Origin of the sequence: Paraflavitalea pollutisoli, assembly GCF_029360705.1 — a bacterium.
In the GTDB taxonomy this organism is placed as follows: Bacteria; Bacteroidota; Bacteroidia; order Chitinophagales; family Chitinophagaceae; genus Paraflavitalea; species Paraflavitalea pollutisoli.
On the sequence record NZ_JARKMX010000008.1, the window covers coordinates 2,919,805 to 2,931,947 of the forward strand.

6 protein-coding genes are annotated in these 12,143 nt (G+C 50.2%); 1 reads left to right on the plus strand and 5 read right to left on the minus strand.

Annotation, left to right across the window (positions count from 1 at the left end):
• Nucleotides 1–132 precede the first annotated feature (132 nt).
• Entirely contained in the window at nucleotides 133–4,173 is a 4,041-nt protein-coding gene (locus P2W70_RS25205; protein ID WP_276484318.1) for a hybrid sensor histidine kinase/response regulator transcription factor, read from the plus strand.
• Between the two features lie 12 nt (nucleotides 4,174–4,185).
• On the opposite strand, the gene P2W70_RS25210 is transcribed toward P2W70_RS25205, so the two are convergent.
• From P2W70_RS25210 to P2W70_RS25230, 5 genes are all read right to left on the minus strand, one after another.
• Entirely contained in the window at nucleotides 4,186–4,773 is a 588-nt protein-coding gene (locus P2W70_RS25210; protein WP_276484319.1) for a DUF6642 family protein, read from the minus strand.
• Nucleotides 4,774–4,867: 94 nt separating this feature from the next.
• Entirely contained in the window at nucleotides 4,868–6,730 is a 1,863-nt protein-coding gene (locus P2W70_RS25215; protein WP_276484320.1) for a carboxypeptidase regulatory-like domain-containing protein, read from the minus strand.
• Between the two features lie 12 nt (nucleotides 6,731–6,742).
• Nucleotides 6,743–8,206, minus strand: coding sequence for a PKD domain-containing protein (locus P2W70_RS25220; RefSeq protein ID WP_276484321.1), 1,464 nt, complete (start codon nucleotides 8,204–8,206; stop codon nucleotides 6,743–6,745).
• A gap of 5 nt (nucleotides 8,207–8,211) precedes the next feature.
• Nucleotides 8,212–9,507: a hypothetical protein gene (locus P2W70_RS25225; protein ID WP_276484322.1), complete on the minus strand. Its 1,296-nt coding sequence runs from the start codon at nucleotides 9,505–9,507 to the stop codon at nucleotides 8,212–8,214.
• A 129-nt stretch (nucleotides 9,508–9,636) separates the two neighbouring features.
• Nucleotides 9,637–12,111, minus strand: a complete 2,475-nt coding sequence (locus P2W70_RS25230) for a glycoside hydrolase family 95 protein (RefSeq protein WP_276484323.1) — start codon at nucleotides 12,109–12,111, stop codon at nucleotides 9,637–9,639.
• Nucleotides 12,112–12,143 lie beyond the last annotated feature (32 nt).

Genomic DNA, 12,143 nt, shown 5'->3' on the forward strand with positions numbered 1-12,143 from the left:
ATCGTCATATTGAGGGTGACGATCTTAAAAAAATGGGGGGATTATTCTAAAACTGACTCATTATACTGGTTATCAGCCGTAAATTTATAATAACACCACTTACTCCGGACTTAAAGGAAAGAGGTTGCCATTATGAAGAAGATTTACTGCCCGGTATTGCCGTACCTATTACTCCTCATTGCCCTGCTGCCCCAGGCGTCAACAGCGAATGCACAGCAAACCGCCTTCCGCCATATTACGGTAGAAAATGGATTGTCACAAAATGCCGTGATCGCCATTAGCCAGGACAGTCATGGGTTTATGTGGATGGGTACGCCCAATGGACTCAACCGCTACGATGGATACCGCATCCGCCAATTTCAGTCACGCCCGGCAGACAGTACCACCCTATCGACGAGCAGTGTGCTGTCGATCCTCCACGACAGCCGGAAGCAACTATGGATCGGCTGCTTTGATGGCTTGAATCGCTATGATGAGCGGCTCGATCGCTTTTTCAGGGTCAAATTACCCATCCAAAAGTCAGTTGCATTTTATGCCTTATATGAAGACATGCAGGGCAGGATCTGGGCCGGCACGGATCATGGCCTCTTTTATGTTGATCCTGCTCAACCACAGCACTTACAGCCTGTACTGTTACCCGGTCAACAGCAGATCGATCAGCAATGGAATGTGCGGGCCCTTTTGCAGGATAGAAAAGGCAGGCTCTGGGTAGGGACCACCACGGGACTGCTGCAAATGAGCCAGCCCGGCATCGTCGCCGGCATCATGCACTACAGACACGAGCCCGGCAACCCTGCCAGCATCAGCGCCGACTTCGTCACCACCCTCGCAGAAGACCGCTATGGCAAATTGTGGGTCGGTACCCACAGCCATGGACTGAACGCCTTTGATGGCAATACGGGGTCCTTCACCCGGTTCCTGCACACCAATACCCCTTCCATCATCAGCAACACCATTCGAAAAGTACTGATCGACAAACAAGGTCAACTGTGGATCGGCACACAGGAAGGGCTGAGTATACTGGACGAAACCGGCCGGCACCTGCAATCCTACCAGCAAAACGACATGGACCCAGCCAGCCTCAGCCACAACAGTGTGCACCACCTGTTCCAGGACAAATCGGACAATATCTGGATCGGCACCTGGTTTGGTGGCATCAATTATACCTACGCCGTCAACACGCGTTTCAATATCCTGCACAAAAAAGACAAACCGGGACACCTCAACAACAACGTCATCAGCAGCATAACAGAAGACGAAAAGAAAAACCTCTGGATCGGTACCGAGGGAGGCGGGCTCAACTACTATGATCGCAACAGTGGATACTTTACCAGTTACCGGCACAACCCCAACGATCCGCACAGCATCGGATCCAATCTCATAAAAGTAGTATACCGCGACTGGCAGGGACAGATCTGGTGCGGCACCCATGGTGGTGGCCTCAACCTGCTGGATCCCATCAAACGAACCTTTACCCGCTATTTATACGAAGCCAACAATCCGTTGTACCTGAACGCGGAGATCGTCGGCCTCTATGAAGACAGCCGGGGTCATCTGTGGGTAGGCTCTACTATGGGGTTAAAGCTGTACGACAAAACACCGCAGGGATTGGTCCAGGCGCAAACGCCCCTGTCACAACATCCCTTGTTTAAGCAAACAGCCAAATACTTCCTGGAAGACGATAAGAACCGGATGTGGGTCAGCACCTACTCAGGGTTGTACCTCATCGTGAACGACTCCGTCAGGAAGGTCACCGACAATATCACCAACTGCATCCTACAGGATAAAGCCGGCCAGGTGTGGCTGGGGTTGCAGCAAAACGGGCTGGCCCGGTATGAGGAAAAGAGCCGGCAACTCGAATACCACAACCAACCCGAAAAGATAGGCAGCCGCAACATATTTGGCATACTGGAAGACAACCAGCAAAACCTTTGGCTCAGCAGTGACAATGGACTGTTGAAATACCATCCCCGGCAAAACCAACTACAACTATTTACTGTCAGTGACGGGTTGGCCGGCAATGCCTTCAACTTCAATTCCTACTTCAAAGACAGCAAAGGAGATTTCTACTTCGGTGGCTTCAACGGCATCACCTGGTTTTCGCCGGATAAGATCGTCGTCAATCCCACCGCAGGCAATATCGTGCTGACAGGACTGAAACTCTTCAACAATCCGGTACAACCACTGGACTCCACCGGGTTGCTGAAAGAAAGCATTACCTCTCTTCGCCAGCTCACGCTCCGGCACAACCAGAACGTGATCAACCTCGAGTTTGCCCTGATCAATTATATCAAAAGCAACAAGAACAACTATGCGTATAAACTGAAAGGATATGACAAAGACTGGGTGTATACCACCACCCCGCTGGCCAGTTATGTCAACCTCCCCTCCGGCGATTACGACTTCCTGGTCAAGGGCGCCAACAACGATGGCGTGTGGAGTGAGCCGCTGACACTCAGCATCGAAGTATTGCCACCTTTCTGGAACACCTGGTGGGCCTGGATCCTGTACACATTGCTGGCGGCAGGGATCATCTTCCTGTTCAGTCGGTACATCTTCCTCCGCGAGTTATTCAAAAAAGAAGACGAACTGCACCAGGTGAAACTGAACTTCTTCACCAACGTATCGCATGAGATCAGAACCCACCTGACGCTTATCATGGCCCCGGTGGAGAAAATGCAGGACTCGGAAGAGACGGGGAGTTTTGCACGGCAGCAACTGGATTCCATTCGCAAAAATGCCAACAGGCTGCTGAAGCTCGTCAGTGAACTCATGGATTTCCGTAAGGCAGAAACAGGACATTTAAAACTACAGGTTGCACAAAACGATTACATCAGCTTCCTGGAAGACATTTACAATAGCTTTCGCGATATATCGATCCAGAAGAACATCAGCACCTCCTTCATTTTCGACGGGCAGCAACTGCCCTTATGGTTCGATAAAGAGCAACTGGAAAAAGTATTCTTCAACCTGCTCACCAACGCAGTCCGGTTTACGCCCGCCAATGGCAACATCATCCTGCAGGTAATAGAAACACCTACAGAAGCCATCGTGCAGGTGATCGATAACGGCCGGGGCATCTCCGCAGAACACCTCGACAAGGTATTTACCAATTTCTTCCAGGTAGATGACCACGGCCTGCAAAATACCGGCTATGGCATCGGACTGGCACTGGCTAAGAATATCGTTTCCATGCACAAAGGAAGCATTACGGCAGAGAGTATACCGGCCACGGGTGATCAACCTGGCAGTACCACGTTCATTGTAAGGCTGCTGAAAGGCTACCAACACTACGGCAGCCAGGTGGTTGCCAACGACGCGGGGTCACCTGCCCCCCTGGTACCAACAGCCAGCAACGATCCCCATGCACAGCTTTCCCGCCCAGCCACGCTGCAACCTGCCACCCTGTTGATCGTGGAAGACAATATCGAACTAAGGCATATCATCCGCGAAAAGTTTGCAGCACAATTCACGATACTTGAAGCAACTGATGGTCTTGCCGGATGGGAGACTGCCATTGCAGAAATTCCAGACATCATCATCAGTGACGTGATGATGCCGCAGATGGATGGTTTTGAACTGTGTCGCCGGTTAAAAACCGATCCGCGCACCAGTCATATACCCGTTATCCTGCTCACGGCGCGCAGCACACAAACGGACCAGGTCAGCGGACTGGAAACAGGGGCCAACCTGTACATCACCAAACCCTTCAGCACAAAAGTATTGGAGCTCAATGTACGCAACCTGCTACAAGCCCGCGATAGCTGGCAGCGTCTCTTTCAATATCGGTTCGACCCTGCCCCACCGCCCATGGACCCGGCAGTACAGGAACCCATCGTCAATACTGTTGAGCAGGAATTTTTGAAGCAGGTGATCAGTATTGTAGAAGACAACCTCGACAACCAGCACTTTGGCGTTGATATGCTTTCGCGGAAAGTGGCCATGAGTGCCCCAATCCTTTACAAGAAGATAAAGGCGGTGAGCAATATGTCGGTCAACGACTTTATCAAATCGATCCGGCTAAAAAAAGCAGCAGAACTGCTACGGGGCAAAGATCACAATGTATTTGAGGTGTCGCAGGCTGTCGGGTATAATGACCGGAAATACTTCAGCCGGGAATTCAAGAAAATATATGGCGTCACCCCTAGCGAATATGCCAGTGGCGGAGCCTAGACGCCAGGGTATTTATTTCTCGTAGATCATTTTAAAACCCAGCTCCCGCGCCATCTTACCATAATACAATTTCACATCACGCTCTACGAGGTACATTTTCTGGTATTGCTGGCAGAATTGAAAATAGAGCAGATCGAGAAAAGTGCTCGGCATAAAATCGATGGTGTTTTCATAACCCGAAATGGCCAGCGCACCGGTACGCCGCATGAAGGTATTGAGCTCCCGGCGCATCACATACATCGTTTCGCAACTACCGAAGTGGATGATCTTGTTGGCGGCCTTTCCTTCCAGCATCTCGGCAATTTCTTCCAGCCGCATGGTGACCCGCTTACCCACATGCAGCCTGCCTGCATTGCCATGGAAGGCCAGGTAAAGAATAGAGTAATGCTGGTACCGTTTCAAGGTCGACTCCCTGATGAGGTTTTCAAACTCCTGTTTGGAAGAACATTGACGATGGGTATGCAGTACAGGCTTTTTGCTATAAGAATTGTGTTCCAGGAACTCAAGGGCCGTCTTGATACTCCGGCGGTCGCGCAGGTCATTGGTCCAGTTTCCTTCGATACAGAATATATTCTTGTGCTTGGACTTGGCAATCTTCATAGTTGCCAAAAATACTGTTTTGGCGGAATTCACAAAATGCAACCCAGCAACAGCCGGCAACGTCAAATGCCAGCGTATTATTGTCCGGGAAAACTTATGGTACAAACCAGCCCATCGGCAACTGTATCAATCTGCCATTGTAATTGCCGTCATTGCGGTATAGAATGATAAAGCGACCATCCAATGTTGCCGTGGTACCTGTAATGTAATACATAGCATCATAGCTCACCGGGATGGTGCCGGTGGCAAAATCGACCATATCCAGCTTATTGGTATTCGCGTAAAAGATCGTTTGCTGCTTGCCGGGCAAATAGTAAAAATCCATCGCATTCACCGTATTGATCTCCGCAAAACTCATGATGCGGGACTGTTGGCCGGTTACAGGATTTACGATCAGCTGTTGATAATTTTGACAGGCAAATACATCGGTATTGGTACGACTTGGGGTAATAGACCGGTTGTATTGCCCATTCGATGGTTTATATACCGTAAACAACCTCAATGACGGGTCGTAAGTACTGATCGCGCTTTCGGATTCCTGGGTCAGTAAGATCTTCGATTGATCGAAATTGAGTTGCCCCCGGTTATAGGAGTAAGACGCTTCACCAGGCAACGATTCATACCAGATCCGGTGATTGTCGGCCGCATCGATAAACCAATGGAGCGCGCTATTATAGGAGGATATGTCGCCGAGCCATAACATGCCTTTTCCACTTTTGGTAAACACCAGCTTGGACGGATAAATATACGGCCCGTTGTACAGGTAGCTAGGTCTGGCCGGGTCAGCCACCATATCCATCACTTGCTCTGTTGCACCCGCCTGGTTCAATATGTACAACTTAGAGGTGTAACTGAAAGCAACATACAGCTTGTTGTTGTAAGGGTTGATCGTGAACAGGATCGTTTCGCGGTTCTCTTCGTTGGGCAGATCTATTCGCTTCAATATGTCGAAACTGTACATATCGATCTTATACAGCGCATTCGGGTGGCTGGTGGCTATCCAATAGGAATGATCCGCATCATTGACCTGATGAGCCACAATATGCCCCTGAATCTTTTGAACATTATTGTAAAAACCTGTCGTGGTAGTGAAAGTATACTGATCACCCATACTATTGGTGGTCACGATCGTAAATGAATAATCGCCACCCAGGGCAGCACAGGCATAGCTGAAAACCGCCTTATTGCCCGAATAGGTGATTCCCATATCGGACTGACAGGTAGTCAACCCGGCAAACATACGTGTGATCTTAACAGGTGTATTGAACTGAAGCTCGATCGAATCCCGGATCGACCGGGCCAGATTGCCGGGTAAGGGACGCGTGCCCAATAACCGGATCTCCGGAACTTGCTTCACGACGATCTGCTTTACCACGCTGCCTGCCCGCAAAGTAATCAAACCTTGCCGCACCGTATCCAAGGTAGAAGCCGCGATCTTCACGATGGCAGAATCAGATCCCTGGTACCCGGTCTTGAGCGGCACGATCCAATCGTTGGCAGACGTCACTACCCATCCTGTATTACTCGACACTTTCAAGGTATAACTGGCAGCAAACCCATGTGCCATCAGCACGGTATCCGATAAATAATTAAAAAAGGCCGTCCCCGCTTTCAGCACGATGTCCTTCACCAACGTATCTCCGCTGGTAACTGGTATAGCTTGTGTGGTTTCAATATACCCTTCTTTTTTAACGACCAGGTTGTAAGAACCCTCGGCTAGCGATTTGAACAGGTATTCTCCATCCACCGCAGGCTGCTGCGTATTTACTGTGTTGCCTTGCAGCGTAACCACCGAACCTGGCAACAACTGACCGTACTCGTTTAAAACCTTTCCTGTCACCATACCAGGCGCAGGAGGATCCGGAACAACCGGATCTTCTTTGTCTTTGCCGCACCGTACAAGTACAAAAGACAGCAGCAAACCAACCAGGATAACAGCGTTCGTATTCTTTTTCATAACAGCCGGGACTTATTTGATATTGCCAGATTCATCTACCTGCAGCAAAAGCATTTCCGAATAGTAACTTCCGGTAGAATAATTGTTACGTATCATTTCCGCCGTTGCCAGGTATCCTCCCTTTCTCAACGGTAGTAAAGAACGGGGCCAGCTACTTGAACAACAGCTATAGCCATTTCCTATCTTTAAACGGCCGTCCGGCCTTACCGTCCAGCCCTGCACACCCTGCAGGTCATATTGATTGACGATCATGCGGAAACCATTGCCTGGCTCCTCTTCCATGACCACGATCTTGCTATCCCCCAGTCCTGCCATGGCATGTACACGGTTGACCGCCAGCCGGCGATCCAGGAAGACGCCGCCTGGTGAGAAATAATAGAGGCCCCTGAAAGAGCCATTGGCCACTGCATAGTTTCCATTGGCGATTTTGGTAATCTTGGTATCCAACCAGTTGTTCCAGTTCAGTCCCCAGAATACAGTATTTTGCCATACCACCTGACCGCTGTTGTTCACCTTCACGATCAACAGGGAATCACAATCGAGGCAACCGTTCACAGCCCGCTTCACACCGGCCACCACCGCTCCATCTTGTTCAAAAACGGCGTTTCCTGAAAACAGCATCCCTTCCCGGTCCAACAATTTCTCCCATTGCACATTGCCATCTCCGTCAGTTTTCCGCAGCAGCGTATGGTAATTAAAATTGCCGTTACCGGCCGGCACTGGCCTGGTTCCTACAATACCATAGCCTCCATCGGCTAGTGTGGAAATGGCGGATAAATAGTTTTCAGCGGCACCTGTTTGCTTTGACCAAAGCAATGTGCCATCCGGACTTAACTTGATCAACTGGTTTTGTTGATCGCTGCCGTTGGTGTTCCCGGTAAACACGTAGTTACCATCGGCCGAGCGGGTCATGGCATTGAGGCGGTAGCCGGAAGGCAATGTTTTCATCGATACCTGCTTCATCAGGCTATCCAGGTGATACAGGAACTGGCCTGTATTATAATCTTTTGAAGCCAATACTGTAAAGCCGAGATCCGGATTCTCCACCACGGCTACCGGAGACAAATTGACCTTTTCACCCTGGTTAATGAGCTGCTGCCCCATCCGGGCAAACAGTGTTACAGACACCGTATCGAAAGCCTTGCCGGCATTCGAAACAAACAGCGACACTTTATATTGTCCACGCTTAGTATAGCGGTGCTTCGGGTGTTTGAGTTCGGAAGTTGTCCCGTCTCCAAAATCCCATTTATAGGAAATATCAGCGCTACTGTCTGAGCAATTCCGGAAATAAAAGGAAGAGTCGACAAAGGTCGATTGATTGTTGATCAGGAAAGATCCATAAGGATCGTAGGTCTGCACGGTAAAGCAGGCATAGGGTGCATCGATATACACCGTATGTTCTTTGGTACAGCCAGCCATGCCCAATATGAGCAGGATACCACACAGTAACTTCGTCAGGGAAGGTGCTTGCTTCATAGGGACTAGAGGTCTATTTTTTCAATAAACAAATAGGTATTCTGGGAATTCAGTGTCAGCTTGCCGACTGCAACCAGCGACTGGCCATCGCGGAAAATTTTATAGGGATAATTACTGGTCGGATAATTACCGGTATTGGTAGTGCCCGGGTAAGTAATGACGTCGATCTTCTTAGCCGTCGCACTGGCTGCATAGATAATAGAACCGGTCTCATTGAAAGCAAAATCGGAGTAACTGCCATATTCCTTCAGGTAGCGGTCGAATCCCAACGACTTATTGAGCACCGTGCCATAGGAAGAGGTGATAAGCCGACTTCCGTCAGGGAAAGACCGTACAATGGAAGGGTCTACCCTGAAATCGCCATGAAAATCATCTTCCCGTTTTTCCAGGGGAACACCATCGGCATTGAAAGAGTAATAACCAAGGCTCACCGGAATGATGTTGAGCGTTACATCGATCATCTCGATCGTATTGCCGTTCGATTCCAATGGCACAACGCGCGTACGATCCCAGTAACCGGTACGTCCCACCAGCTCCTTCGTGACACGGTCATATACCTTGATACAGTTGGAATACCCACCGGCGCTCTTCTCAGACGACCCCACAAACAGCTTCCCTTTCTTCGCCGCCACAGAGCCGATCCCGTAACCGGCCACATAGATCCTGTCCTTCAGCTCCAGGGTAGCCGCATCATGTATCTGCAGCCAGCCGTCAGCAGTAGGTACATAGAACTCCTTCGCACCATTCAACTCACCCAAACTGCAATAACCAATGGCCGAAGGAAACGATTTCGACAACAGGACCTTGCTATTCGCATAATCGACGATATGAACCTTTTGTGATTCTGTAATATATACCCACTTTCGCTGCAGGTCGATCAGTACATCGGTGGGCGTGGCCTGGAGAAACGTATTGAGACGTTGATAATACACGCTGCCCCAAACGGGGTTACGCGGCATAGAATCCTGGTATACGTAGAGAGAGTAGTAGATATCCCGGGCAAATGGCATTTTTGTTTCCGTGAAACTGGTATGCGTAACGTCTTTACTGGAATCAACCGGTGTACTGATAGTTTCCATCTTCCCTTTGTTCAGGTAGGTGGCTTGTCGAACCAGCATATATTTTCGGAAGTCTTTGCCGGGAAACGGGTTCCATCTCAACTCAATGGTTGAATCATTAATGACTCTTTCAATACGAAAATTCAGGCCATCACGGGGAGAAGGCACAATTTCAACAATTTCATCTTTGGTGCAGGCCATGAACAGGCAGCACAGGACTAGGTAGAGGGTTGCTTTTTTCATAAACAGGACCCGTAAAGTAAACCCTTTTTATGGCACTCCCAATACAGGCTCCTGTATTAACATAAATTTCAACAGCCGAAAAATGCCCATCAGCGTTAGACAACCTTCCCTGTCATTTTTGGCTGATCGTTACCGTTGAGTGGCAACAATGTCATATTTACATCCCTTTACAGTAGAGAATTTTGCGATATAATAGTTCCCATCACGGGAATAGGCAGCCTTCGCACCTTTTACCGTTGCAGCAGCCGATGTCCGTACGATACAATCACTGCCGGCGACAGAATAGATCGTCGCTTTTTGCAGCGCTCCCTCCTGCCAGGAAATACTCACCTCAAAATTTCCCCGCGCCTTCAGGCCACTGACTGTGCCGGTTGCCCATCGGCTGGGTAACGCAGGTAGCAGGTGCAATTCGCCCAGGTGGCTTTGCAACAACAGTTCCGCCATACCGGCAGCGCCGCCGAAATTACCATCGATCTGAAACGGTGGATGTGCATCGAACAGGTTCGCATAGGCACCACCACCCTTGGCATAATCCGTACCCTCCTGCCCGGTAAGCCGCAACAGGTCTTTGATCAGTTTACCCGCACGGTCCCCATCCAACAGCCGCGCCCAGAAATTGATCTTCCAGGCCAGACTCCAGCCGGTGCCTTCGTCGCCCCGCAATTCGAGAGTCGTACGGGCTGCCTTCGCGAAATCGGGATTTTTCAAGGGCGCAATCTGCCGACCGGGATGCAGACCAAACAAATGCGATACATGCCGGTGGTGTGGCTCCGGATCTTCCCAATCTTTGAACCACTCCTGCAGGTTTCCCTTTTTGCCAATGTGCAAAGGATACAATTTATCTCGTTTTGCCATGATCATGGCGCGGTAGTCAGCATCGATACCCAATGCCTGCGAAGCTTCGATCAGGTTGGTAAACAGGTCCCAGATGATCGACATATCCATCGTGGTAGCAACCGACACACTGCCGGGCTTGCCCTTATCATCGAAAAAGCGGTTCTCCGGCGACAGCGATGGAGCCGTCACCAGGTAGCCGTCTTTGTCTTCCACGAGGAAATCCAGGCAAAACTGCGCTGCGCCCTTCATCAGGGGATAAGCCGTATCTTTTAAATAAGTTTTGTTTCTGGTAAACTCGTAATGCCACCACAGGTGCTGCGACATCCAGGGCGCCCCCATGGTCCAGTTGGCCCACATCGGATCCCCCTTACCCAGGTCACCCACGGGATTCGTGAGTCCCCATATATCACTGTTGTGGTGCAAGGTCCAACCACCCGCATGGTAAAACTCCTTGGCGGTGACTGCACCGGTCACGGCAACGTTCCCGATAAACTGGATCAGGGGCTGGTGCAGCTCCGACAGGTTCAACACCTCGGCAGGCCAATAATTCATTTGTGTGTTGATGTTCGTTGTATAGTTTGAGCTCCATGGTGGTCGCATTTCCTTGTTCCAGATCCCCTGCAGGTTGGCAGGCACACCTGGTGTACGGGAACTGCTGATCAGCAGGTAACGGGCATAGTGAAAATACAAAACATCCAGGCCCGGATCCTGCCGGCCCTGGGCATAGCCGATCAGCCGATCGATGGTCGGCAAGGCAGCATTGTTCTTATCCACCGGAGCAATATCCAGTTTTACACGATCGAAGTAGTGATGGTAGTCGGTTTGATGCCGGTTCAATAAACTGCTCCAGTTCTTCTGCACGGCTTTTTGTAAATAACCGGTTGAAAGGGCCCTCTCATCTTTACCCTCCGAATCAGGGCATTTGTTGAAACCGTTGAAACTGGTAGCAGCCGATACATACACCAACACTTCAGAGGCATTCGACACCACGATGCCATTGGTGTCTGCCCGTACCGTACCGCCTTTAGTAACGGCTTTGATACGATAGTCGAACCGCATACCCCGGCAACCAGTTGGATCATCCTGCGTGATCGGATTGTCCGACCGTACATAATTGGGATCGATATGGGAAGCCGCTTTACCTTTCACAACCAACTCGGCATTGCCAACCACCCCAAGCTGGTGTTTGACGGGAGAATTGGCAGACAGCACTACATTGATGCTATTGGCTTTGCTGGCAGTTAACCGGACCACGATCACCTGGTCCGGGGCCGAACTGATGTATTCACGCGTATAGGATATGCCATCTGCGGTAAAGCGCGTAGTGGCCATAGCATTATTGATATTCAGGTCGCGGTAGTAACCGGTGATGGTGGTATCGCGAAAAGATTGCCGGATACGCAGATCACCCATCGGCAGGTACGATTCAGAATAATAGCCCTGCATTTGCTTCGACAGTTCCCAGGCCTTCTGGTAGTTTTCTTCCTTGAACAGCGCCTCCCGCACCTGCTGCAGGTAACCATAGGCCCCGGGATTCACATTGGTACGTACCGGCCCTCCATTCCACAAGGTGGCTTCATTCAATTGCAGCAGGTCTTCCTGTCCACCGCCAAAAACCATGGCGCCCAGTCGGCCATTACCCACCGGCAATGCCTCCGTCCATACGCGGGCAGGTTTATCATACCATAACTTAAGCGGTGATTGAGCAAAAACAGCAGCTGTAGCGATACACAGGCAGCAGATCGTTAGTAAGGTTGGGCGTATCATGGCCCCAAGATATCATATATTGATCATTTTGC